At 39.3% G+C, this 23,631-nt stretch carries 23 protein-coding genes; 8 read left to right on the forward strand and 15 right to left on the reverse strand.

Annotation, left to right across the window (positions count from 1 at the left end):
- Positions 1-106: 106 nt before the first annotated feature.
- Positions 107-253 (reverse strand): putative holin-like toxin, encoded by a 147-nt coding sequence (locus BN6556_RS22805; RefSeq protein WP_392388590.1) that lies wholly within the window; start codon positions 251-253, stop codon positions 107-109.
- On the opposite strand from BN6556_RS22805, the gene BN6556_RS09685 reads away from it, so the two are divergent.
- Both BN6556_RS09685 and BN6556_RS09690 read left to right on the forward strand, forming a co-directional pair.
- Entirely contained in the window at positions 235-423 is a 189-nt protein-coding gene (locus BN6556_RS09685; RefSeq protein ID WP_066190326.1) for a hypothetical protein, read from the forward strand. The genes BN6556_RS22805 and BN6556_RS09685 overlap by 19 nt on opposite strands.
- A 554-nt stretch (positions 424-977) precedes the next feature.
- Entirely contained in the window at positions 978-2,237 is a 1,260-nt protein-coding gene (locus tag BN6556_RS09690; RefSeq protein WP_235817482.1) for an anaerobic sulfatase maturase, read from the forward strand.
- 871 nt (positions 2,238-3,108) lie between these two features.
- On the opposite strand, the gene BN6556_RS09700 is transcribed toward BN6556_RS09690, so the two are convergent.
- Together BN6556_RS09700 and BN6556_RS09705 are read right to left on the reverse strand one after the other, a co-directional pair.
- On the reverse strand, positions 3,109-3,525 hold the full coding sequence (locus BN6556_RS09700; RefSeq protein ID WP_066190331.1) for a type II toxin-antitoxin system death-on-curing family toxin: 417 nt from the start codon (positions 3,523-3,525) through the stop codon (positions 3,109-3,111).
- A gap of 19 nt (positions 3,526-3,544) precedes the next feature.
- Positions 3,545-3,817 carry an AbrB/MazE/SpoVT family DNA-binding domain-containing protein gene (locus BN6556_RS09705; protein ID WP_066190334.1) on the reverse strand — a complete coding sequence of 91 codons (273 nt, stop codon included), beginning with the start codon at positions 3,815-3,817 and terminating at the stop codon, positions 3,545-3,547.
- Positions 3,818-4,143: 326 nt separating this feature from the next.
- Here BN6556_RS09705 and BN6556_RS09710 point away from each other — a divergent pair, with 326 nt between their 5' ends.
- From BN6556_RS09710 to BN6556_RS09725, 5 genes are all read left to right on the forward strand, one after another.
- Positions 4,144-4,479, forward strand: coding sequence for a hypothetical protein (locus BN6556_RS09710; RefSeq protein WP_066190339.1), 336 nt, complete (start codon positions 4,144-4,146; stop codon positions 4,477-4,479).
- 232 nt (positions 4,480-4,711) lie between these two features.
- The gene (gene tnpA, locus BN6556_RS21570) at positions 4,712-5,110 is read left to right on the forward strand and encodes an IS200/IS605 family transposase (RefSeq protein ID WP_078060065.1); all 399 of its coding nucleotides are present in this window, start codon (positions 4,712-4,714) and stop codon (positions 5,108-5,110) included.
- Between the two features lie 5 nt (positions 5,111-5,115).
- Positions 5,116-6,192 carry an RNA-guided endonuclease InsQ/TnpB family protein gene (locus BN6556_RS09715; protein ID WP_066190342.1) on the forward strand — a complete coding sequence of 359 codons (1,077 nt, stop codon included), beginning with the start codon at positions 5,116-5,118 and terminating at the stop codon, positions 6,190-6,192.
- A 220-nt stretch (positions 6,193-6,412) separates the two neighbouring features.
- The gene (locus tag BN6556_RS09720) at positions 6,413-7,117 is read left to right on the forward strand and encodes a hypothetical protein (RefSeq protein ID WP_066190345.1); all 705 of its coding nucleotides are present in this window, start codon (positions 6,413-6,415) and stop codon (positions 7,115-7,117) included.
- Between the two features lie 290 nt (positions 7,118-7,407).
- On the forward strand, positions 7,408-10,071 hold the full coding sequence (locus BN6556_RS09725) for a peptidoglycan-binding protein (RefSeq protein ID WP_066190350.1): 2,664 nt from the start codon (positions 7,408-7,410) through the stop codon (positions 10,069-10,071).
- A gap of 1,099 nt (positions 10,072-11,170) precedes the next feature.
- Here BN6556_RS09725 and BN6556_RS09730 read toward each other — a convergent pair.
- The 6 genes from BN6556_RS09730 to BN6556_RS09755 form a co-directional block, all read right to left on the reverse strand.
- Positions 11,171-11,692 (reverse strand): YcxB family protein, encoded by a 522-nt coding sequence (locus BN6556_RS09730; RefSeq protein WP_066190353.1) that lies wholly within the window; start codon positions 11,690-11,692, stop codon positions 11,171-11,173.
- Between the two features lie 116 nt (positions 11,693-11,808).
- Complete coding sequence (locus BN6556_RS09735; RefSeq protein WP_066190356.1) at positions 11,809-12,324, reverse strand: YcxB family protein; 516 nt, start codon at positions 12,322-12,324, stop codon at positions 11,809-11,811.
- Positions 12,325-12,459: 135 nt separating this feature from the next.
- On the reverse strand, positions 12,460-12,984 hold the full coding sequence (locus tag BN6556_RS09740; protein ID WP_066190358.1) for a YcxB family protein: 525 nt from the start codon (positions 12,982-12,984) through the stop codon (positions 12,460-12,462).
- Positions 12,985-13,115: 131 nt separating this feature from the next.
- The gene (locus tag BN6556_RS09745) at positions 13,116-13,634 is read right to left on the reverse strand and encodes a YcxB family protein (RefSeq protein WP_066190361.1); all 519 of its coding nucleotides are present in this window, start codon (positions 13,632-13,634) and stop codon (positions 13,116-13,118) included.
- Between the two features lie 110 nt (positions 13,635-13,744).
- Entirely contained in the window at positions 13,745-14,035 is a 291-nt protein-coding gene (locus BN6556_RS22810; RefSeq protein WP_066190363.1) for a YcxB family protein, read from the reverse strand.
- 352 nt (positions 14,036-14,387) lie between these two features.
- The gene (locus BN6556_RS09755) at positions 14,388-15,035 is read right to left on the reverse strand and encodes a hypothetical protein (RefSeq protein WP_066190366.1); all 648 of its coding nucleotides are present in this window, start codon (positions 15,033-15,035) and stop codon (positions 14,388-14,390) included.
- A 456-nt stretch (positions 15,036-15,491) separates the two neighbouring features.
- Here BN6556_RS09755 and BN6556_RS09760 point away from each other — a divergent pair, with 456 nt between their 5' ends.
- On the forward strand, positions 15,492-15,836 hold the full coding sequence (locus BN6556_RS09760; RefSeq protein WP_066190368.1) for an AAA family ATPase: 345 nt from the start codon (positions 15,492-15,494) through the stop codon (positions 15,834-15,836).
- A gap of 49 nt (positions 15,837-15,885) precedes the next feature.
- Here the strand turns inward: BN6556_RS09760 and BN6556_RS09765 are convergent, their stop codons facing one another.
- The 6 genes from BN6556_RS09765 to BN6556_RS09790 are packed head-to-tail and all read right to left on the reverse strand — an operon-like array spanning position 15,886 to position 23,560.
- Positions 15,886-17,613, reverse strand: a complete 1,728-nt coding sequence (locus BN6556_RS09765) for a hydantoinase B/oxoprolinase family protein (protein WP_235817483.1) — start codon at positions 17,611-17,613, stop codon at positions 15,886-15,888.
- Positions 17,613-19,079 (reverse strand): hydantoinase B/oxoprolinase family protein, encoded by a 1,467-nt coding sequence (locus BN6556_RS09770; protein ID WP_066190375.1) that lies wholly within the window; start codon positions 19,077-19,079, stop codon positions 17,613-17,615. Before BN6556_RS09770 ends, BN6556_RS09765 begins: the two co-directional genes overlap by 1 nt.
- A complete protein-coding gene (locus BN6556_RS09775) occupies positions 19,076-21,175 on the reverse strand; it encodes a hydantoinase/oxoprolinase family protein (protein ID WP_066190377.1) in 2,100 nt (699 codons plus the stop codon). Before BN6556_RS09775 ends, BN6556_RS09770 begins: the two co-directional genes overlap by 4 nt.
- 32 nt (positions 21,176-21,207) lie before the next feature.
- The gene (locus tag BN6556_RS09780) at positions 21,208-22,542 is read right to left on the reverse strand and encodes a purine-cytosine permease family protein (protein WP_066190380.1); all 1,335 of its coding nucleotides are present in this window, start codon (positions 22,540-22,542) and stop codon (positions 21,208-21,210) included.
- Positions 22,539-22,940 carry an OsmC family protein gene (locus BN6556_RS09785; RefSeq protein ID WP_066190383.1) on the reverse strand — a complete coding sequence of 134 codons (402 nt, stop codon included), beginning with the start codon at positions 22,938-22,940 and terminating at the stop codon, positions 22,539-22,541. The genes BN6556_RS09780 and BN6556_RS09785 overlap by 4 nt, the downstream gene beginning before the upstream one ends.
- A complete protein-coding gene (locus BN6556_RS09790; RefSeq protein WP_066190391.1) occupies positions 22,937-23,560 on the reverse strand; it encodes a TetR/AcrR family transcriptional regulator in 624 nt (207 codons plus the stop codon). The genes BN6556_RS09785 and BN6556_RS09790 overlap by 4 nt, the downstream gene beginning before the upstream one ends.
- Positions 23,561-23,631 lie beyond the last annotated feature (71 nt).

Below are 23,631 nucleotides of genomic sequence, written 5' to 3' on the forward strand. Positions count from 1 at the left end.
CGCTAACACCTTCAGTCCTACACAATAGCCTAGTTCCCTACAAGGGGGCTGGCACTGTTAAGAGTATTTCCACCCTATTAATGAGCCACTAACTCAAGGGTGGATTTTATTTATGGTTTTTATCTGACATAATCGCAACTATTAACGCTCCGAAACTAATCATTAGCTGCAATATGTGGTAGTGCTGGAGTAATAGGTTGTTTCGCTTCAGTATAAGGAGAGGGAGGTGATGGAATGAATAACGTTTTAGCATTTTGTATTTTAGGGATGGGATTAACTGGTGCCGTTCTAATCTTTTCGGTTGCTCTGTTATTCAACCCTCCGATAGGAAATGTATTGATAATGGTTACTGCTGGTGCATTAGCAGCCTTCGTTATATTCGCTATTTCGGCTCTAAAGCTTCGTCGGCGATTAGATGTGTAAGCAAAGAAGAGTATTTAATGAAATGCATAAAGCTAGCATGAAGGGGGTGTTGAACATCAATTATTTGATTGTGCAACAGTCCCATTTTATTACTCTACCGTTAACAAATGCAATTGCTGGCAGTATGGTTTGTTTTGAAAAATGATTCGGATTGAGCATGAGGGTTATAGAGTTAGAATTCGATTTACTGATCTAGTTCTATTTCAAATAACTTTTGGACAAATGTAAATGATCCTTCAAAGGCACACTTTAGTTTTTTATTGTTAGAATAAATATAACGATGGAGAGGGTATTCATAAGTGATCAATAATCAGGTATCCATAATGCCTCACCATAATAAGTTGAAAATGAAAATATTAAATGTTAAGTATCAATAAGTGTTATTCCCCGAAATTATGGAGGATAGCACTTTTTTATCGTCTCAAACGAATATCATTCTTCATGGTTAGCTCCATACAGAAGCTGTAAGTGAACAATATATGAATTAATACCCAATGTTATTGAAGGCGCTATCTTAATTGGGATACAATAATAGGGAGAGGAGGAATGTCGAAATGGTAGAGATTGAAACGCCTGTCATCAACAGGAAGCAACCAATGATTTCCGGTGTGATGTGGAAGACGGTGTCAGAGGCTTGTAATCTTGCTTGTGATTATTGCTATTATAGTCGTTGTGGCGGCAGAGCAGGGCATATCGAACGAATTAAGGACGAGGTGTTAGAAAAGTTTATCAAGGAATATATGGCAGCATCTAATGGTGTCGTCAGCTTTGCCTGGCAAGGCGGAGAACCACTGCTTGCAGGGTTGCCTTTTTTTGAAAAGGTTGTGGCATTGCAGGCTAAGCATGCTCCCAAACGGACAATGATCAGTAACAGTATTCAGACCAATGGAACCATGATTAATGAGAAATGGGCGGCGTTTTTCAAGAAATATAACTTTTTGGTCGGGGTAAGTATCGATGGCCCGGAGGAAATCAATGACCAACGTCGCGTAACCAGTACCGGTAAAGGTAGCTATCAGGCGATTATGAAGGGGATCCAACATTTACGAGATTACGAAGTGGATTTTAATGTATTGACCGTTATTCATGAAAATAATGTCCACCATGCCAAGGCATTAATGGATTTTTATCAACGGGAACAGTTTGACTTTGTCCAATTTATTCCGTGCATGGACTTTCAATCACAGCATGTGGATCAGCCCGGTGTATTTCACATAACGCCGAAGGAATATGGCGACTTTTTATGTGAATCATTTCACTATTGGTACAATGACGGCGATCCGAAGCTATCGATTCGCTTCTTTGATAACATCTTAGCGGTATTACTGCATCAGCAGGCCGAACTGTGTGTGCACCAAGAAATGTGTCCTAAGATGCTGGTATTGGAACAAAATGGGGATGCATATCCCTGTGATTTTTTTATTCACGAAGATTATCGTTTAGGCAACGTGGGACAAGATACCTTGTCGGAAATAGCCCACCATGAAAAATGGGATGACTTTCTTGCCATGAAACCCAATCTCCCTGATCAATGCAAACAGTGTGAATTTCTCTCCTTGTGTCATGGCGGATGTCCAAGAAACCGAGTAAGCGATCAGACGACGACCGGCGTTGATTATTTTTGTGAAAGCTATCAGCAGGTCTATCGTTATGCCAACGAAAAAATAACAAAGGTTGCCCAGAAAATCAGGAAGACGAATATTAATCACTATTATCGGTCAGGAGAACCCTTGCCAGGGCGAAATGAGTTATGCCTCTGCGGCAGTAATAAGAAATTCAAGAAATGTTGTGAGCCTTTATTAGATAGAGTTTAGTCTTTTTAGCGGATAGCGGGATGGGAACTGCTTTATCATTTGGACTCGTTAGTGAAAAGAGATAGTCGTATTATAATCAACAAATAAAATAAAATATAGAAAGTAATGTATTGTAAAAATTAGAATTTATTTTACAATAGTGTACAAATTATTGATAATTTAGGAACAAGAAAGAGAAAGAGTATCTTGTCGACGTAAAAAGGAAGGAGTGTAACGAGATTAATAAAACAACGATCAGCTCTACATTATTGATACTAGGTTATATTATCTTAATACTAGTTTATTGGACTATTTATACAGATATAGGAGAAATAAATGAAGATGGGAATCCTGAAGGTTTTTTGTTTCGATTTGGTATAGAACTCAAAGACGCTGTTTTTGCAGGCACTTTCCTTTATGCTGTCGTAATTTTTTTGAGTCGAAAAAAATTTTTTAGTGTTAACATGATTTTTGCCATAGTGGGCTTAATCATTTTACTATTGCCAGCCCTATTAATGGAAATTTTAGAGTTTCTTGATCTTATAAGAGAATTAAGAGGAGATGTATATACATAAGAGTACCGAACCCAAGTTGTGCAGCCGTTCTTGAAAATCCATGCGATCTGTTTCGAGGAGATAGGTGAATCCCTGATCAATTGTAAGATAAACTTGTAAGGAACAATAGGCGAGGAATTTGGATGAAAGTTGAAGAGTTAAAAGAGGCAAAAATGGTTGAATGAGACAAATGATAATTCACAAATTTGGTTCGATTATTTAAATATCGTCTTACTGGTTAAGGACACGTGTAGATCTGTAATAGGCGATACCAATAATGGCAACACCTATTTAGTATTAACTGTTATCTGCTATATCCATTGATAAAATGTCTTTTTTCATTCTGTTAACAAGGGCTTAATATAATCTTCCAGTTCATTTACAAGGTAATGAATGCAATCATTTTCCTTAAATTTATCATCTTCTGCAAGATAAACAGTGTAATCTTCCGCTTCATCATTGGTCATGGTGAATTCATAACCATTCACATTAAGGAAGGTTTCAAAAACCGTCAGAGCAGTTCGTTTGTTATCATTATGGAAGATATGTCCACCCCTTGCTATTGAATGATAATAACAACAAGCTTTTTCTTCTATCGATGGGTACTGTTCTTCCCCAAACAATTCTATTTTCGGTCTTTCTAGCATGGCTTCAAATTTATCGGGGAACTTGATTCCCGCTTGCTCCATATCATCATACATTTCCATAATGGTATAGTGAATAACTGATATTTCTTCTCCTGTTAGGTACATCATTCCCCCTCAAAACCACCTTTTATCTATCTTTTAAGTTACGAAGTGCTTTATCATATTTTGAAATTGCTCGATTCATTGCTCCTAATACCTCTGGACGAATACCGTCAGGAAGACGATTTCTTTTTTTTATGATTAATCCATCCTTTTCTTCATCATATATAACCTCAACTTCATCGCCTTTATTCATTTTTAATTTCATAGCTAAATCTTTCGGAATATTTACTGACAAACTATTCCCAACTTGACTAACACGTCTTGTATAATGTTTTTCTCCCAACATTTCCACGCTCATTTCCTCATAATCTCCTTTCCATAGTATTGACAGAAAGGGGGGGATTATACTTTTACAGTCAATATAATTATGATTATATATATAATCATAACACTAATTTCCACAAAAACAATAAATAAACTTAAAAAATAGGCATTTATAACCTGGATCGAAATAAGTAATGAGAAACGTACGAATAGGAAGAAATAATATATAAGTAAACATTTCCGGATATTTGCTGGATTTATCAGTAACTTTTCCAAGAGTTTTCCGATATTTTGCAACCTCATTTACGATGTACAGTATAAGTGTAAGATAAATTCATCGGGAAAGGAGGGAATTATATTATGCCTTCAAAAGTAGTTAGTGACATTCTTTGGACATTATCAACAAATGCATCTTTTCCTAATGTAGATGTTAGTCTGACTTCATTGTGCCAACACCAAATATGTTATACTGATTGGACATATGGTGAATGGACCATGTATTTGCAAAGATCAGTTGACGGCGGTACATCAGCCCCTGCCTATCAAACGATAGGTACTAGAACAGGTTATGTATCTCAAGATTCACCATCGAATAGGACATTCACCAATGTCCGCAACCAGGGTATTATGCGAGTAGTTGTACAAATTGCTGGAAGTGCATATCATGGCCCTGTACACTTCATAGAATATATATAGTCACAAAAGACTAACCCTGTTTGAATAGGGTTAGTCTTTTACAGATTTTCCGAACGGGAAAGCCCACTACGGTGCGACAGCCCCCCCTTTAGGGGTGGGATGAGAGTGAGGTCAGATACGGAGTGCCACTAAAAACCATAAGGTTTTGTGGTGCTTCAAGTATCTGAAAATTTCACTCTATATTTATGGTATATCCGTTGTAGTTTGTAAACGAAACTGATACAATGTGTATATGAACGAATACAGAAGAACAAACACAACCGTATCATTAATCACCTATCATTTTGTTTTTTGTCCCCGGTATAGAAGGAAAATATTCCTTCGTACTGATGTAGAGGAACGATTCAAACAATTAGTCCAAGAAATATGTGAAGAATTAAAAATCGTTATTGTCGCTTTAGAATGTGACAAAGACCATACCCACATGTTTCTGAACTCACTACCAACATTTAGCCCTGCTGCTATTATGGCAAAAATCAAAGGAGTGACTTCTAAAAAGTTGAGAGAGGAATTTCCTCATCTTCAACACTTGCCAAGTCTTTGGACACGTTCCTATTTTGTATCTACCGCAGGAAATGTATCAAGTGAAACGATTAAGCGTTATGTTGAACAACAAAAAACAAGGGGGTGAATGATGTGTCACAGACAATAACGATAAAAATTAAATTGATACCTACAAAAGAACAAGCTTCTATTTTGTCGGAAATGAGTAAAACGTATATTTCTGTAATCAATACGCTCGTTTCTGAAATGGTTGATGAAAAGAAAAGCACAAAGAAGTCAAGTAAAGATATTTCTGTATCTTTGCCGAGTGCGGTTAAAAATCAAGCAATCAAAGATGCTAAAAGCGTATTTAAAAAAGGGAAGAAGAGTAAGTACAAAGTTATTCCTATACTCAAAAAAACTGTATGTGTTTGGAATAACCAAAACTATTCTTTTGATTCTACGCACATTTCCATGCCGATTATGATGGATGGGAAAGCGAAGAAAATACCTATACGTGCCTTATTCATGGATAAGGATAACCGTAACATGGATTTGCTGAAACACAAACTAGGCACACTTCGTATCACAAAGAAAGCGAATAAATGGATGGCACAAATTTCTGTCACTATACCTACCGTTCAAGGAACAGGTTTAAAAGTCATGGGTGTAGACTTAGGTTTAAAAGTACCTGCTGTTGCTGTAACAGATGATGAAAAGGTACGCTTCTTTGGTAATGGCAGACAAAATAAATACGTGAAACGAAAATTCCGTTCTGAACGCAAAGCATTAGGCAAAAGAAAAAAGTTAAATGCTATTCGCAATTCAAAGGACAAGGAACAACGATGGATGAAAGACCAAGACCATCAGGTTAGTCGTGCCATCGTAAATTTTGCAAAAGATCATAGGGTTTCTGTCATTCGTTTAGAACAATTAGCGAATATTAGACAGACGGCAAGAACAAGCCGTAAAAACGAAAAGAACCTGCACAGCTGGTCATTCTATCGTCTATCTCAATTCATGGAATACAAAGCGAATTTAGAAGGTATTAAAGTGGAATATGTGAATCCTGCATACACAAGTCAAACATGCCCTACATGTTTTGAAAAGAATAAGGCACAAGATCGAAAATATACGTGTAAATGTGGATTCAAAAAACATCGTGATTTAGTCGGTGCTATGAATATTCGTTATGCACCTGTGATTGATGGTAACAGTCAATCAGCCTAAGATGCTATATGCACTGTCTTAGGAAGGGTAATGAGATACCCTCATCTTGAAGGCTGTTCAAAACAGAAATGGACTGCGAACGTTTAGTCATTCAAGAATCCCACCCGTTAAACCATAAGGTTTAGGGCTTGCGACTTTAGTCGTGGGAGTCTCAAGATGGTTTACACTTATCATGGAACATGGTAGGATAAAAACAGAAAACGAAATGAGGGGGGAAAGGATGTTAAAAAAACGATTCTTGATTACATTGGTGATAGCGCTTGCTTTAAGTATAGGCGTTTTTGCTTTGTTTCAAGGGAATGACCAAACAGTTAAGGCAAACGGAAACGATGCGCAACATAGAGAAATGGACAGGAAAACGAAGGAAGAGGAACAAGCGGAGCAACCAAATAGCGAAGCCAGAGAAAAATTAGATGAAATGACAGACGAGGAAATCAAGGACTTATTACATAAAGGTGATCAAGCAAACAAGGGTGAGGCCGAAGTAACAGATGAAGAAGTGGATATGTTGAAATCCATTACACCGGATAAATATTACAATCTAATGGGTATGACGGATGACGAGGTGTTAAATTATATTGATGGCTATCACGCATATATTAATACAACGATCATGCTTTTTCATGAAGAAGCGGAAGAGTATAGCGAGGAATTCTTGCCGGGTAGAGCTGAATTTGAATGGATAAAGGAAAATTATCCGTTCGAAAAGGAATATGACAAAGAATTAATCAATGAAATATTGAATTTAAGAGATGAATTTATGGAAGGTAACCAAGATGCACTGTTCTCATTGAAATATGTCCTTTATGAATTAAATGCTGCAATTAATCCGGAATCTATAGAAGAATCTAGAGCGTACGATCTTTCATTATCCAATGTCGTTAGAATACAAAACGGACGAGAGCCTATAGATGAAGATGAATAAAGAGCGTGGGAATGCCACTTTCTTTTATTGTAACAAGGAAATTGATATCACTTTCCTTGTTACATACTATGAATCGAATGAAAAGAGCTAATCCAAAAGGGTTGGTTCTTTTTTTATGCCTAGCGTAAGAAATTATAACCAATTAGATATAGTATTGGTGGATTGATCTAATTGTGGTAGATTTGTTGGATTTATAAGTGATTTTTCCAAGAGTTTTCGGACATTTTGCAGCCCCATTTACGATGTACAGTATAAGTGTAAGATAAATTCATCGAAAAAGGAGAGGAACCATGATGCAATTTCCAGGACTATTGTATGGAGTAGGATCAGCAGATAGCAATGTGACAGAAATTCAGCAAAGGCTGAATGCGCTCGGTTTTAATGTGGGGAATGTTGACGGAATCTTTGGTGAAGGTACCGAGGAAGGAGTAAAGGCATTTCAAAAAGACAATCGGCTCAATCCAGATGGAATTGTCGGAAAGTTAACATGGGATAAGCTATTTAACGATAGCAGTGCCTCAGGAAACCATCCCTATCCTCAGCAATTAATTGGTACGGGTTCAGCCGGTCCAAATGTAGAATTGGTACAGCAGCGTCTCAACAGTATGGGTTATAACGCAGGAGTAGCAGATGGTATTTTTGGTCCGGGTACCAGACAAGCCGTCATTAGCTTTCAAGGAGATCATTTCATTTCAACCGATGGAATTGTCGGCGAGGTAACATGGAATATTTTATTTAAAGGCACAGCTAATGGAATCGGAGCTACCTATCCTGGTTATGTGTTAAGCGTAGGTTCGCAAGGGGATAGTGTTAAGATTATTCAAAACCAATTAAATCGTTTAGGTTTCAATGTGGGAAGTGCGGATGGCATTTTTGGAGCGGGTACAGAAAACGGCGTAAAGGCTTATCAGGAATCACGTAACTTGGCGATGGACGGAATCGTAGGTCCCAACACTTGGAATAAATTAATGTCTGATTCACAGACAGGTGAAAATGTGAATAATAACACGCCATTCCCGGGGGTTCTGCTTGGTAATGGTTCTGCAGGAAGTCATGTACGTTTAGTGCAAGAAAGGCTTAATGAGCTCAACTTCTTTGTAGGTATCGTAGACGGTATCTATGGTCCGAAGACAGAACAAAAAGTAAAATCATATCAAACAAGCAAACAATTACAGGCAGACGGGATCGTAGGGCGTTTAACTTGGGATGCTTTATTCAGCAATACGACAGCCAATGTAGACATCCCGTATCCGGGAACACTACTTGGTATCGGTTCTTCTGGAAGCAATGTTACAAGAGTGCAATCTCAATTAAATAACATGGGATTTAATGCCGGTGCAGAAGATGGGATTTATGGTGCGGGTACTGCGGCGGCTGTGAGACGATTTCAATTGTCTAAAGGCTTAGACAGAGACGGGGTTGTGGGACCTCTAACATGGAACGCCATGTTTAATGGTGTCAGTGTTCCATCCCCTGATACAACAGAAGAAAACTATTCCGGTTTAGTTCGCGAAGGAGATACAGGCAGTGCCGTACAACAAATTCAGCAGAAATTAATTGATTTAGGCTATTCCGTCGGTACTGCAGATGGCATTTTTGGTCCAATGACAAGACGTTCAGTAGAAGCATTCCAGCATGACAGAGGATTAGATGTAGATGGTATCGTAGGCCCTATGACATGGAATTCCTTGTTTTCTACCTCTCATCCAGGAAATAATGGTGGATCTGGTGGTGGATCCGTAGGCGGACCAGGAACTGTTGGTAAATTAAAGAAAATAATTATTGATGCTGGACATGGTGGTAGCGATCCAGGTGCGGTAGGGAATGGTCTAAGAGAAAAAGATTTAGTACTAGAGATTTCTAAACGTCAACAAGAGTTGCTAGTTGAAGCAGGCTACGTCGTCGGTGTGACTCGCGCTGCGGATAATTTTATCTCACTATCCGATAGAACAACGACAGCAAATAACTGGGGCGCAGAGTTATATATATCTAATCACATCAACGCAGGTGGAGGAAGAGGCGCAGAAGTTTACCATAGTATTTATGGAGGAAGAGGCAAAACACTAGCAGAAGAAATTATGAAGAATCTTTCCTCTATATTTGTAAGTAGAGGTACAAAATCCAGACAAGGCCAAAACGGAGATTACTACCATGTAATTCGAGAAACAAATATGCCGTCTGTATTAATTGAGCATGGTTTTATTGATAACACAACAGATGCTAATATTTTAAAGAATCAAAACAACATTGAAAGAATGGCACGAGCAACAGTAGATGCAGTTAAAGCGATATTCCCTCCCGAAGAAGAGGAAGAGGTTAAAATCAAACCAAATTCTTTTATATCTAGAGCGTTTAATGTTGTAGATGAGTTATCTGAATCTAACCCTATTTTGCCAGGAATTGAATCACCATTTACGATCGGAGGAGTGAAATTTAATTACCAGGCTCATTTAGAGAAAGAAGGAAGTGTGAATTGGAATATTACTAGAAATGGTTTTACGCCTGAAGATTTATTTGATTCATTCGCTGCACAAGGATTAGATAGAATGATGGAATTTTATACGTCTGCTTCTGGCAAAGATGAAGTAGCAGCAATGTCGGAAACATTCTTAAGATTAGCAGATAATATCGAAGAAATACGCGTTTCTGTATTAGAAATTACTCCAAAGTTGAGAGGATTTGTAATTAAACCGTTTGAGATGGAATTTTTAACCGACACAGGATATGGAGAATGGAAGATAAGAGAAATTATTACCTTGGAGAATGAATTTTATATTAATGATGATACATTAGATAACTTGAAAGCAACAGCAGTTACGGCGTTAGTTGGAATCGTAATCATAGCAGTAATTGGAATGATAGCAGCAGGAGCAGCATCAGGAGGACTTGTTTTTGGTGCAGCCTTTTTAATTGCTTATATGTTAGGAAGAGAAGTGACTCCTCCAACAACATAAGAAAAGATAGAGCGTCAGAGCATAGGTCATCACCTATAGCGGGTGGAGCACCACCCGTCGGAAAAGAGTTAGTCACTCATCTGTAGTGGGTCTTTGAGTGTGGCAGGCAAATGCTATCTTTAAGCTTAGACAGCAAGGCAAGGGGACTGTAAACCAAACGAGTTGAAGAAATATGGAGCATCAAAAAACTTATAAATGAGAAAACTGATGAGTTTATGCTTTAGTAAGCAAGATTGTCTTTTCCGACAAATAGCGAGGAGAAGTCAATTTCCCCGGAGTCTGAGACTGGGACACGTTTGATATAGGCAACTCGGGAGACCACATGTCGTTTTCTGTTAAAGGAGAGTATGATGAACAAGTAATAGGAAAGTGAGGGCATCAAATGCGGAACAGAGAGTTGGAGGATCGACATAATAATGTGGATATTGAATAACGTTGATGGAAGGCAGCAGGTCGCTCCCTCTCTGTTTTCGTCCACTAAGGAATTCTTCGAACAAGTGGATCGTGAAGTTCCTACAGCACCGGATAGCCGATTCGATCCTGTTGCGCCTTGATAGGTAGATTTCTCAAAGCAGAATACATGGTTCGGTGGATAAATATCCCAAACATTTGAGTTCGCTACTCTCTAATATTATGAGAGCAAGTCTATGAGTGCTGGAAATTGTTATCACATTCATTGAAAGAAACTTAAATGGACGGTAAACGAACAAAGAAGTACAGTAGACCACCCATGAAAATGTAAGTTTCTTGGATTTTTCTTCACCCAAATCAAAAGATTCAAATCTCTAAAGAGAGTATTCAACGATGCAACAAAGAATGGAAGAAAGTGAAAACGAAGTACAACATCTAAAGGGAATTGGAATTAGCAAGGAACAAGTGTGGGAATGGGCAACACAAGAAAGACTTACGTACAGATAAAAGTCCCATCTTGCATAAACCCCTCGGTGACCAATATTGGTTACCGAGGACTTGAAAAGTTTACTTGAACGATATCAAACTATGCGTTGAAGTAATATGAAACCGCCGGATATCGAATAGTACGTACAAGTGGTGTGAAAGGTCGGGCCTCTTACTCGAATATATATTGAGGCAAAAAGTATCAATTAAGCTTCATTTTGTTAATATTTTTAGAAATTATTTTTTTAAATATAGTTAAGTCATTTTCAGAAGTGAAAAAACGTTTGGGTAAAACAATTGCTTTATTTCTTGAGACATATAATCGAAACATATCGTCATCTTCATACCCTTTTACAATATAATTCCATTCAATAAAGTTATGGGACTTTTTTGTTATCTGTTGAGTTATTCCATTATCATTAATAGTATATGTTATTTCTTTCGTCATAAGAAAGTCACTATTGTATTCTCTTCGGGCACGTATTCGAAAAGCAGTTACTAATATTAAAATGGATATAACTGCTACTATGGAAGCAAGAATTATAGAAAAGGGAACCAAAATAAAATATGAACCATCTGCTATAATAATACCTAAAAGTACTATAGAGAAAAAGCTGAATAAAGAGATGGCAATTACAGTCTTTTTTGAATGATAGGAATTATACTTCTGGAACTCATTATAAGTGATAGTTCCACTAGCATGTATTTCTTGATATTCTGACATTATTATCGCTCCTCGTATAATGATTTTTTAAGACTATCGATAGTGATATATAACAAGCGAGGTTTGAAGAACAGCTTCTTAATCTTTTTTACTTAAGAAATAAAGAAGCAAAAATATCAGTCTTCCAGCCTCACCTTATCGGTATTAGATGAAATAAGCTGTTTAAAAACCATGATATCCTCATCAGATGCAAAGTATCTTTTAGGTAATACAAGCGCCTTTATACTTGATATATATAAACAAAACATCTCTTTGTGTTCTGCTCCTTTTACAATATTCCCCCACTCTACGAAAACATGGGATCTCCCTACTTGATAGTTTATCCCCTCCTGTTTCATAGTATATGTCATTTCTTTACTTGCAAGGCGATCACTATGAAACTCTTTATAAGCACCTTTTTTGAAAATCCTAGATAATATTTTAGTAGCTAAAACGGCAAGCAAAAGAGAAAAAATAATAAAGATAATTAAAGGAAGGTGATCGGTGGCGGTGAAAGGATAAATTCCTATAATGGATGCAAATATGAAAAATCCAATCAATAATTTTCTTTGATGATACATATTGTATTTTTTGAATTCATCATATGTTAATGCTCCTTCAGCAGTAACTTCTAATTCTTCATTATTGTCCATATTGTAAACCTCCAATATTTTTTAAAATAACATTCTTCAAATACCAAGTTATTTTAAATGAATGTTTGACTTTATAGCTTGTTCGGTCTGGCATACCATCAGCAGATAGAATATAAGTCCAAATACTATAAAATATTAGTCTCTCAGTTTCACCTTATCCGTATTAGTTGAGATAAGCTGTTTAAAAGCCATGATATCCTCGTCCGATTTAAAATATCTTTTAGGTAGTACGATCGCTTTTATACTTGATATGTAAAGGCAAAACATATCTTTGTGTTCAGCTCCTTTTACAATATCCCCCCATTCTATGCAAACTTGGGATTTCCCTACTTGATAGTTTATCCCCTCCTGATTTATAGTATATGTCATTTCTTTACTTGCAAGACGATCATTATTAAATTCTTTTTTAATGCGTTTTTTGTAAGTTTTAAACGCCAAAAAAGTAACTAATCCTGAAGCAAAAAGACAGGTACCTATATAAAAAATAAATGGTAGGTTTTGCATTTTATATAAAATCCAACAGAGACAAACTTCTAAGAAAAACGTAATAAAAAAGAATCCAATCAATATTTTTCTTAGTCGGTACATATTGTATTTTTTGAATTCATCATATGTTAATGCTCCCTCAGCAGTAATTTCTAATTCATCAATATTTGCCACAATACAAACCTCCAGTTTTTGTGAATGATATCTCAAAATACCTAGTTATTTTAAATGAATGTTTGACTTTATAGCTTGTTCGGTCTGTCGTACCATCAGCAAATAGAATAGAAGTCCAAATATTATAAATATTAATCTTTCAGTTTCACCTTATCCGTATTAGCTGAAATAAGTTGTTTAAAAGCCATGATATCCTCGTCCGATTTAAAGTATCTTTTAGGTAGTACGATCGTCTTTATAGTGGATGTATACAGGCCAAACATATCTTTATATTCTTTACCCTTTACAATGTTTTCCCATTCTACGTAAATATGAGTTCTTTCTGCTTGATAGTCTATCCCTTCCTGATTCATGGTATATGTGATTTCTTTAGTTGCAAGGAGGTCACTGCGGAATTCTTTATTAATTCGTTTTTGGTGAGCTATAAATAATAAATAAGTTAATAGTCCTGAAGCCAAAAGAGAGATACCTAAATATACAGGCAATAGTGATATTTGCATTTGATTTACGACCAAACATAAACACATTTCTAAGAAAAGCGAAATGAAAAAAAATCCAATAAGTAATTTTCTTACGTGGTACATATGGTGTTGTTTGAATTCGTCATAAGTTATCTTGCCAACAGCTACTATTTCTATATCTTGATTCAAATAATAACCTCCTTTGGATGTGTAATGCTATGTTCTGTAAGTTTTCTGATATATGTTAATGGTTAGAAGTGAACATATATTGAAGTTTTATTTTGTTAATATTTAAGAAATTAATCTTTACTACTTAAGAAAAAAAGTGAAGTGAAATATTGATCTCTCAGTTTCACCTTATCAGTATTGGCTGAAATAAGTTGTTTAAAAGCCATGATATCCTCTTTTGATTTGAAGAATCTTTTTGGCAATATAATAGCTTTGTTATTTGAAATATATAAGCGGAACATATCTTCATTTTCGTAACCTTTAATGATATTGTTCCAATCAAAATACGTGTTGGTATAAGGAGATATAATTTGAGTAATTCCAGAACCATTTATTTTGTAATTAATTTTGTTATGTATCATAAAATCACTATTAAACTCTTTTTTTCCTTTGAATTGGAAAATAATAATCGTAACTACGCATATTAAAATAGTACCTAGTACGGAATTTACCAAGACTATGGGAATGATAAGAAATGGAGAAACGTTTATGTCATTTGTTAGAAAGAAACAAGTACATACTAATATGATAAAGGAAGAAAGAGTGTAACTAATTACAATTTTTTTTAGTGATGTGAAGCATGTTTCTTATAGTCATCATACGTTAAAGTACCTTCAGCGGAAATCTCTAAGTCTTCATTAACTGTCACAAATGAAACCTCCCAATATTTGTGTGAATGTTGTTCTATAAATAATAATCATAATGTCTTACTGTTTATGTTATTTGACGCACCAGTTTTTTATTTATATGGTGTTGGATGAAAGAAAATATTGTAAAAACTAAAAGAGTCATGATATTATCATCGCTATCGGTAAATGGGATCAACTCAAATACAAAGTCGAATATCCAAGAGCAGATTATGCCCAATATAACAACTCCCAATATAGTAAATAGAAGTTGTACTATTTTGCCTAAATTATTTCGAGTGGAGACAGCTTCTTCAATGGATACACCTAAGCATACTAAATAGGAGTATAGCAGTAAAAAGACAATGTAGAATTGTAATCCCCAAGAAGAATAAGCCGAATCAAAACCGAATAGAATTTGATATATTTGATTTAGGCAGCTAAGTAATAGCATATGGAGCAAAAAATGCACAAGCCGAAATAGGACTTTGGATTTGTAAAAATAAAGAGCCTGCTGAGAATAATTAAACCAAAAAGCATGTGCAACAGAATGGGGCATGCGCCCAGGAATTAATGAAACCATCATTGGATATACCCATAAAAGCACATATATTAACAATGAATCATTTTGAGTGATAATAAAGTAGAGTGAAATCAAAATAGCGATTAAAAAACCAAGCAGCATTGATTTGAGCTCTTTCTTCCATTCTTTTTGCAATATCAAGGTATAAGACATATATTTTTCTCCTTTGCGCATTCAGTTCGTATGCTTCTATGTAAATAGTCATTTTAATTTACTTATCTTAAATAGAACCAAGTAAATCCTGTTGTTTCTATATTCTTTGGTGGTCTGTGTGATACGAAAAAAGAATCCAATCAATACTTTCTTTAGTAGGTACATATTATGTTGTTTAAGCTCATAAGTTATCTTGTGAATGCCACTTAGCTATTTTTTATAAACTTTTTTGCTCTGATTAAATATGCTTTTGAACGTAGTTAAGTCTTCTTTTGACATTTTAGCACTAACAACTGTGTTTTCATGATTTTCCATATAGCGGTGAATTTTCAAGGCTATTCGATCAATGATATTTTAGAGTGTTCGATAGATGAGTGCTTGTCGCTGTTTGTTGGGGAGAGAAAGATCATCAAGTCCCTCACGCTTCTGGTAGAAATTGGTCTGGGTTATCTCAAAATGGGTCAAACGTTAACCACGCTATCAGGGGGAGAGGGACAACGACTTAAACTGGCTAAGGAACTGCTCAAGCAAGGTAATAAACGATCACTTTATTTGTTGGACGAGCCGACCACGGGATTGCATCCCAATGATACCACACAATTGTTGAAGCTGTTGCATCGTTTAGTGGACGCTGGCCATACCGTGATGATGGTCGAGCATAATAGCCAGGTCATTCGAGAGGCGGACTGGGTGGTCGATCTTGGCCCTGAAGGCGGAGATAAGGGAGGTCAAGTGATCGCAGCAGGTACGCCGCGAGATATTCGCAAGTCACCCATTTCCTATACGGCAAATTATTTGTAAAAAAGAAGCTGCCTTTTCCTTGTGATTCTCAGGAAAAGGCAGCTTCTTTTTATTGTTTTCTTAATTGCTTCGTTTTTTCATCATCTATCGTCAGGTCTTCTGCAAAGATGGCGACACCATAAGTTTCAGCAGCAGCGGTAATGGATACCAGACCATTTTTTACATCTTCTAGTACCAGCTCTGGATCCCGCTCCAATGGGTCACCCCAGCCTCCGCCGCCTGCGCGGTGAAATTGAATAATCCCGCCCGGTGGCATTTTCAGAGCAAAGGCCGTTTCTTCTACATCCTGTGCCTCGTCAGTTCCATAGTTGACAATCACGTGGTTGCTAGGTGCGTCTTGACCAGAGGCAAAGCCTTTTGTCGTGTTGCGTACTCCTGCCATCATCACGCTAGTAGAACTATCAGCGAGGTGTTGGATTTGAACGTCTAAACCAGGGGTTCCACGCCATTTTCCAGCACCAGTGAAATCTGCCACATATTCATGACGCAATACCCTGCTTGGATATTGAATCTCGTTCATCTCAATCGAAGGCAGGGTCACCCCTGTCATCACGGCCGGGTATAAACCCCAGCCGTCCGTTTCATAAGCGGCTCCGGCTCCGCCGGTATAGCCGAAGAAATTAAGATTCACCCATTGATTGCCGTCCTCGTCTATCCCATTGGTATAGGCTAACGGTAATTTATGGGCATTGACGCCAACCCGTTTGGGAGCACATTCGGAAATGGCTAACAAAACGGCCTCAGCAATCTCTGCCCCCACACAAGCCGTGGCGTGTCCACATGGTGCAGGCAATTCAGGATTAACAACTGTGCCAAGCGGTGCCGTCACCTTGACAGGATTCATATAGCCCTCATTAATCGGAATATCCTCGTCACAACAAGTAGAAATGCCGACAAAGGCAAAAGATGTTGTGTTGGATAAGGGACTGTTAATAAAGCCTTCTGCTTGTGGTGATGAACCGCTGAAATCAATATGCAAATCACTGCCCGACACAGTAACCGAGGCCTTCACCTTGATGTCTCTATTTCCTTGGAAGTCATGGTCGGCAAAGGTTTCTGCGCTGTAGGTACCATCCGGCCAGCTGGCGATCTCATCACGCACCCTGCGTTCGGTATAGGTAATGCGTTCATCCATGGCACCAACCATTTCTTCCGCACCATATTGGTCTAACATATTTTGAATACGGCTGGCGGCAAGCTTACAGGCACCAATCATCGCATCCAAATCGCCTTCTAACCAGTGAGATAAACGATTGTTAGCCACGATTAAATCAAATACATCTTGTCGTTTTTCACCACGTTCGTAAATTTTGAGTGGGGGGATACGCAGTCCGTCTTGCCAAATATCCTTTGAATTTGGGTTATATCCCCCGGCAACCGGTCCGCCATTGTCTCCCATATGACTCCTTACCGCTGGCAGCAGAATCGGCTTGCGATTGTAAAAGACTGGCATAACAATCGTCCAATCTAGGCTGTGCGAACCACCATGGTAAGGATCGTTAACCAGCAGGATGTCACCAGGATGGAGATCATATCGAAAGGTGTCGATCAGGTGATCTACTGCCCCTACAATCGCATAAAGGTGTAAGGTACAACCAGGTGCTTGCGCTACCAAACGGGATTTTCGGCCTGATAAATCAAAAATCCCAGTGGTGAAATCATGGGCTTCATTAAATAATGGGGATCTAGCTGTCCGCGTAACGGTGGCGCTCATTTCCCGTGCAACGGCGTCCAGCGACCCACCAATCACTTGAGATGCAATCATTTTTTGATCCATTATTCTTGACCTCCTTGCTCATAGACAAAGGTAATTTTATCCCCGTGATTCAGTTGTGTCCCAACGGTGCTTTGCGAAAATGTCTGACTTGCTTCCTTCGTATTTAGCTTAATTCCGCCATAGGATCTGCCTTCTTTTTCCGGAATAATCGTAATGACATCATAGCTTGCTCCTTCATTGATGATGGTAATCACCATTTGTCTCTCCTGTTTTTCGCGCTCGACCATTTTAAATTGGTAGTTAAATTCTAATTCTTCGGCTGATACTAGCTTGCGATTGCCAAATAAAGCCGATGGTCCCCAGCCTTGCTGTGACTCTGGGAAACCAGGCGTTAAGAAAAGCGGTTCGGTTTCTTTTGCTTTTCCAAATGGCGGGAACAAAATCGCCTGTGGTCCTGGGCCGTAAATGTCTTGGTAAAGTTCTTCCGATGTCTGCTGATTCTTTAATGCTTTGCTGATCACTTCTGCAATATAGTGTCCGGTAATATCTGTGCTTAATCCTACGGCCGCTGGAAAACGCGGATGAAGCACACTTCCTGAAGGTACTGCAATATCGAATGCCCGCAGCAACCCTTCATTGACCGCAACTTCATCGGCTATCGGTGCGAGAATCGGCCATGCCGCATAAGCTTTGCTTGTCGATAGGGCGGCATTGACAGGAGAAGCTACTTGATCGGTTGTTCCTGCAAAATCAATTTTCAACCGGTCTTCCATCGCTGTAATCGCCGTATGCAGACGGATCACATCGGTATTGCTGTTAAAGGTAAGTTCAGCCTTCATTTCTTGTCTTGGTAATTGCTTCATTTGCTCCATGACACGGCGATGACTGTAATCAGACATCGTCGAAATGGCATGATCAAGCCGTTGTTTATGTTGCTTGATTAAGGATAACAGGTCGGTTTGGGCTGCACGCAAACAGGCATATATCGCATTCAATTCTGCTTCATACAGGCTTTTTACCCGGCTGTTTGCCAATAAGAATTGCAGGACATCACGCTGCAGCAGCCCTTGTTTATAAAGTTTGATCGGTGTAATACGCATACTTTCCTGCCATACTTCAAAAGCGTTTGGGTTGAATCCTCCGGGGAACTCACCGGCAAGATCGGTCATTTGGACCCGGATTACCGGAAAGAGCACAAGCTCCCCTTGGTGAAACAATGGAGCTGCCATAGTTAACGATTGTCCTTTTGTTCCACCGTTATAGGAATCTGCCACAAGCAACATATCGCCATCAGAAATATCAAAGGAGAAATAATCAAACAGTTGTGTGACACTTTCTTTGATCGCAAATAGATGCTCTGGCTCATATTGGTGCTGAACGGCAAGCTCTAATTCATCGGTGAATATCGCCGTCGCAAATGCTCGATCCTGAGAGACCAGTGGAGAACGAGAAATTCGTTGGAGGCTTTCTCCCATTTGCTGGCTGATGGCCTGAAGTTTGGAATACTGAATTTGTTCTTCAATCATTGTAGACCACCTCTAGCTTGCTGTACCTCAATGACACAATTGCCATTCGCATCGATTAGTGCCTCTTGTCGTGGATAAACCACGATCGTTGTTCCCCATTGCTCGATAATCGCTGGTCCGCCGATTAAATTACCTGAAGTGAGCAGATCGCCATTATAAACGGGAACAGTGACCGGATCTTGTTCAAAGTGAACGACTCTTTCTTCTGTTTTTGCATCGATCGGATCTTCTTTACCAAAAGGTTCATCGACCATCTTTAGTTTTTCACGAACGCCGATCAAATCTAAGCGCAGGTTCAATATTTCAATGGTTTGCTCTGTATCTTGATGGGCATAAAGACGCTCGTGCATTTCATGGAAATCCTTTACGGTCGCTTCCAAGTTTAATCTGGTTATTCTTTTGGTGCGTGAACGAACGGGAACCGTGACCTCATGGACTTCTCCTTTATAGCGCATATCAATATAACGCTGCGTGGTAAAATGGTCCACGATGTTTTCTCCGCCTAGCTTTTCTCGAGCAGTAGCTTCCATTTGTTCGAAATCCTGGTTCATTTCATCTAAGTTTAAGGAATGAAGATCCTCAAATCGTGTTTTCAGTTCGGTTACTTTTAAATTGGCAGCAACATCACCAAAGGCAGAGAATACAGGTGCTAAGGCAGGTACGATTACGGTGTTAATACCTAAGTCCTCTGCTTGTCTGCCGGCATGAATCGCCCCGGCGCCTCCGACAGCCATTAGGGCAAATTCACGCGGATCATAGCCTCGCTGGGAGGATACATATTGCACGGCATTCGACATATCACTGTTGACAATTTGAGAAATAGCTAGTGCCGCCTCGATGGTTGTCATGCCTAATGGTTCAGCGATATGCTGTTGTACGGCCTGTTCGGCTAAGGCACGATCTAACTTCATTTCTCCACCAAGGAAGTTATCGGGATTAATATATCCTAATAGCACATTCACATCGGTGATTGTCGGCTCTGTTCCGCCTCTGCCATAACAGGCTGGTCCTGGGAAGGATCCCGCACTTTTGGGTCCGACACGTAAGGCACCGCCACTGTCAATCCAAGCAATACTTCCACCGCCGGAGCCGATCGTATGGATATCCATCATCGGTAAGGCAACCCGGTACCTGCTGATCCAGCTTTCGGTCGTGATCGTTGGCTCAAGCTGTTCGATAACAGAGACATCATAGCTTGTTCCGCCCATATCCACTGTAATAATATTTTCATTACCCGATTTTTCTCCGATAAAAGCACCTGCAGAAACGCCGCCTGCTGGTCCTGATAAGAGACTGCCAGCTGCGAGCTTCCCGGTTTGTTCGACATTCTGCACCCCGCCGTTCGATTGCATTACAAATAATTCACCGAGGAATCCCTTTTGCTGTAGTTTCTCTTCTAAATGGTTTAAATAGGATTGTAGGCTTGGCCCGGTATAGGCATTGACAATCGTTGTCGAGACACGCTCGAACTCTCGTATTTGCGGCAATATCTCATTGGATAAAGAGACGAACATATCCGGTGCTTCTTCTGCAATAATTTCTTTCACCCTTATCTCATGGCTTGGGTTCACAAAGCTAAATAAGAAACAAACGGCGATGGCTTCTATTCCTTCGTCTTTTAATTGGCGGACTGCATTTCTAACTGCTTGCTCGTTTAGCGCTTCAATGACTGATCCTTCTTTATCTAACCTTTCTGGTATACCGATCCGATACCTTCTCGGGACAATTTGATGTGGAGCCTGTAATCGAACAGAGAATACACTTTCTTTATAAGCACGACGAAACTCGATCTCATCACGGAATCCTTCGGTGGTGAGTAAACCAACCTTGGCACCGTCATACTCCAACAAGGTATTGGTAGCTGCCGTTGTCCCATGAACGATTAAAGGACAATTCGCTAAAAAGGTCTCGAGTTCTACTCCCAGTATGCCGGCGACTTTTTCAATGCCGTTCATGACGCCTTCCGATTGATCGGGAGTAGATGGTGTTTTGGTGGAAAGTAGTCTCCCTTGTTCGGTCGTGACGACTAAGTCGGTGAAAGTCCCACCAACATCGACCCCCAATACCCAATTATTTGTGTGGATTGCTTGTTCCATCTGTAGTCCTCCTTATTGACAATGGGATGGTATTAAAAACCATCCGCTTCTTCTGATTTTCTTCCCCATTCAAAGGATATGTTTAATTTTGTTAAGACAAACGCCAGCACGATATATAGAGCAAAACTCAAGATAACCGCATTAATGGCGGTAATACCCCAAGCGATTTGAGAACTGATCCAACCCGCAAGTACAGCGGAAAGAATCGCTGCAATGTTCCATTTCGCATAGGTGGTGCCAGAACCGAATTGATAGGATTTTTGTAAGATCTTAGGTTTTACCAGCCAATGATCGGCAATCATTACACCAGCAATTGGCGGCACATAGGTACCTAATGCGTTTAGGAATGGAACAAAGAAGTCTTCAATCCCGATTAAGGCGATCACCAATCCAAGTACACCTAACACCATAACAATAACCGATTTCGGTGCATTGACCACATTTCGGAGGCCAAGTGAACCAGTATATAGATTATTATCATTGGTCGTCCACTGCGCAAATACCAAGATTAAAAAGGCAAAAAAGCCTAATCCGATTTGACTCATAGCGGCTGGAATATTTGGTGTGGAACCAACTGATGGAACCTGAGCGGCTAATGCCATCGAAGCGCCGGCTATAATACAAAATGAACCGCCTAGAAAATAACCAATCGCTGCACCAAATCCACCTTTTTTAGCTGTTTTACCATAACGTGTCACATCGGCAAAAACGATCGCCCCTGCTGCGGCATTACCCACTACAATCGTAATCCCAGCAAATAAGGAAATTGGATCTCCAGTCGGTTCGGCGGTAAATAAAGTGTCCCAGCTGCCTAAATGATCAATCGCAGCAATTAGCCCCCAAATGGATAAAATGGCAACTAGTGGAACCGCAATCATACTCAATGCTGCCAAACCACGATAACCAATTAACGCTGTTAATATCATTAAAATACCGCCCCAAATCATAGCGATTTTTGGCTCGGCAAACCATTGACCTGGAAACATTTCAGAGATGGTCATGCCAAAGAAGGCAATCTGCCAGCCAAACCAGCCAACTCCCATCGTTAATGCCAATAAAATCCCAAACAAATTGGCGCCATATCGCCCAAAGGCCTGACGGGTAAGCATAGTGGTGGATACACCATACTTAGCACCCATAAAGCCTTGAAAGAAACCGATCACGGCAAGGATAAGCATGCCAAAAATTCCGGCAAGTACCGCCGTTTGAAAATTCATACCAGCTACTAATGCCCCTCCAGTAAAAATCGTGGATAATGAGATAATCCAGGCACAACTGGTAATGGAAACATTAAACGTGTTTTTCCTTTTATCAGCTGGTACAGGGCTAATCGAATAATCCTCTAAATTAGTTGGTTTTGTTGTCATTTGTCATCTCCTCCATCATGGTAGGTGATTTCTGCTCCAGACTTTAAGGTATTACCAATCGTGCAAGCCCGCTGCGCAGATTTAATCAGTCTTTTGCGGTATTTTTCATCAAGGTCAAGCGCAAGTTGAATATCCACTGTAAATCGTTCGACCCTGGATGGACCTTTTTCTGCCTTATGTGCTTGTACAGTGACTTGTAAATCCTTTTCTTCGAATGATACATCATCCCTTTTTAATAATCGGGAAAGGGAGATGACGATACACTCACCCAAGGAGCTAGTCAACAGTTCAATGGGGGTGAATCCCTGATCATCAGCATTTTCCGTACCAACAATCTGTCCTCCTGTAGTATTCCTTATTTCCAAATCGTTATTAGACCATGTTACTATTGTTTTCATATTTTACCTCCTGAACCAATTAGTCCAAAGAATTCGTAACGGACAATTTCTTCGGCGATGTCGTCTATAGAAGTATTTGGAGTATGATCTAATTTATTCAATGGTCCAAATAACCATCTAGACAATATCCCAGTAAAAAAGCTCGTGAGAATCTGCGCCTGTAGATCGACACTATCCCGATTGGCGAGCATGTTCAAATCAATTGCCCGTTGGATATTGTTGGCGAATTCGGCTTCGATCGCCATGATCGTCTCCGAGACAGCCTTTCGCAGTGGCTCATCACCGCCATGCCCTTTTTGAAAAAGCAGTATCATTAAATACCGGTTGTGATTCGCATAGGTAAAGAGATGCTGGACTAAATTTTTGGATGATTGCAACATATCAGAAACATTCCCGATGTCTCTACGGTATCCTTCGCGAATCACATCTAGTAGTTTCGCTTTCCCGTCTTCCATAATGGTAACGGCAATTTCACTCTTCGATTGGAAGTGCCAATAAAAGGTCCCTTGTGCCACGCCAGCCTGTTTCACAATATTGGAAACTTTGGTCGCGTGGTAACCTTTGGTGGCGAATAACTCTAGAGCCACCTCCAACAGAAGCTCTCTTGTATCATTTCGCAAAGCATTACTCCTTTCCCACTTGATTGACAAGTCAGTCAGTTTAATCCGATAAGTTTACTATAGATTCAATG

The organism is Gracilibacillus timonensis, from assembly GCF_900086715.1.
Taxonomy (GTDB): domain Bacteria; phylum Bacillota; class Bacilli; order Bacillales; family Amphibacillaceae; genus Gracilibacillus; species Gracilibacillus timonensis.

Coding starts and splice junctions, on each gene's coding strand:
- BN6556_RS09690 (WP_235817482.1), top strand. CDS start 978: ATGGTAGAGATTGAAACGCCTGTCATCAACAGGAAGCAACCAATGATT.
- BN6556_RS09760 (WP_066190368.1), top strand. CDS start 15,492: ATGGGTCAAACGTTAACCACGCTATCAGGGGGAGAGGGACAACGACTT.
- BN6556_RS22805 (WP_392388590.1), bottom strand. CDS start 253: ATGCTAAAACGTTATTCATTCCATCACCTCCCTCTCCTTATACTGAAG.
- BN6556_RS09705 (WP_066190334.1), bottom strand. CDS start 3,817: ATGAGCGTGGAAATGTTGGGAGAAAAACATTATACAAGACGTGTTAGT.
- BN6556_RS22810 (WP_066190363.1), bottom strand. CDS start 14,035: ATGATACATAACAAAATTAATTACAAAATAAATGGTTCTGGAATTACT.
- BN6556_RS09780 (WP_066190380.1), bottom strand. CDS start 22,542: ATGACAACAAAACCAACTAATTTAGAGGATTATTCGATTAGCCCTGTA.
- BN6556_RS09770 (WP_066190375.1), bottom strand. CDS start 19,079: ATGATTGAAGAACAAATTCAGTATTCCAAACTTCAGGCCATCAGCCAG.
- BN6556_RS09725 (WP_066190350.1), top strand. CDS start 7,408: ATGATGCAATTTCCAGGACTATTGTATGGAGTAGGATCAGCAGATAGC.
- BN6556_RS09700 (WP_066190331.1), bottom strand. CDS start 3,525: ATGATGTACCTAACAGGAGAAGAAATATCAGTTATTCACTATACCATT.
- BN6556_RS09685 (WP_066190326.1), top strand. CDS start 235: ATGAATAACGTTTTAGCATTTTGTATTTTAGGGATGGGATTAACTGGT.
- BN6556_RS09765 (WP_235817483.1), bottom strand. CDS start 17,613: ATGGATCAAAAAATGATTGCATCTCAAGTGATTGGTGGGTCGCTGGAC.
- BN6556_RS09755 (WP_066190366.1), bottom strand. CDS start 15,035: ATGTCTTATACCTTGATATTGCAAAAAGAATGGAAGAAAGAGCTCAAA.
- BN6556_RS09785 (WP_066190383.1), bottom strand. CDS start 22,940: ATGAAAACAATAGTAACATGGTCTAATAACGATTTGGAAATAAGGAAT.
- BN6556_RS09710 (WP_066190339.1), top strand. CDS start 4,144: ATGCCTTCAAAAGTAGTTAGTGACATTCTTTGGACATTATCAACAAAT.
- BN6556_RS09735 (WP_066190356.1), bottom strand. CDS start 12,324: ATGGACAATAATGAAGAATTAGAAGTTACTGCTGAAGGAGCATTAACA.
- tnpA (WP_078060065.1), top strand. CDS start 4,712: ATGAACGAATACAGAAGAACAAACACAACCGTATCATTAATCACCTAT.
- BN6556_RS09730 (WP_066190353.1), bottom strand. CDS start 11,692: ATGTCAGAATATCAAGAAATACATGCTAGTGGAACTATCACTTATAAT.
- BN6556_RS09775 (WP_066190377.1), bottom strand. CDS start 21,175: ATGGAACAAGCAATCCACACAAATAATTGGGTATTGGGGGTCGATGTT.
- BN6556_RS09720 (WP_066190345.1), top strand. CDS start 6,413: ATGTTAAAAAAACGATTCTTGATTACATTGGTGATAGCGCTTGCTTTA.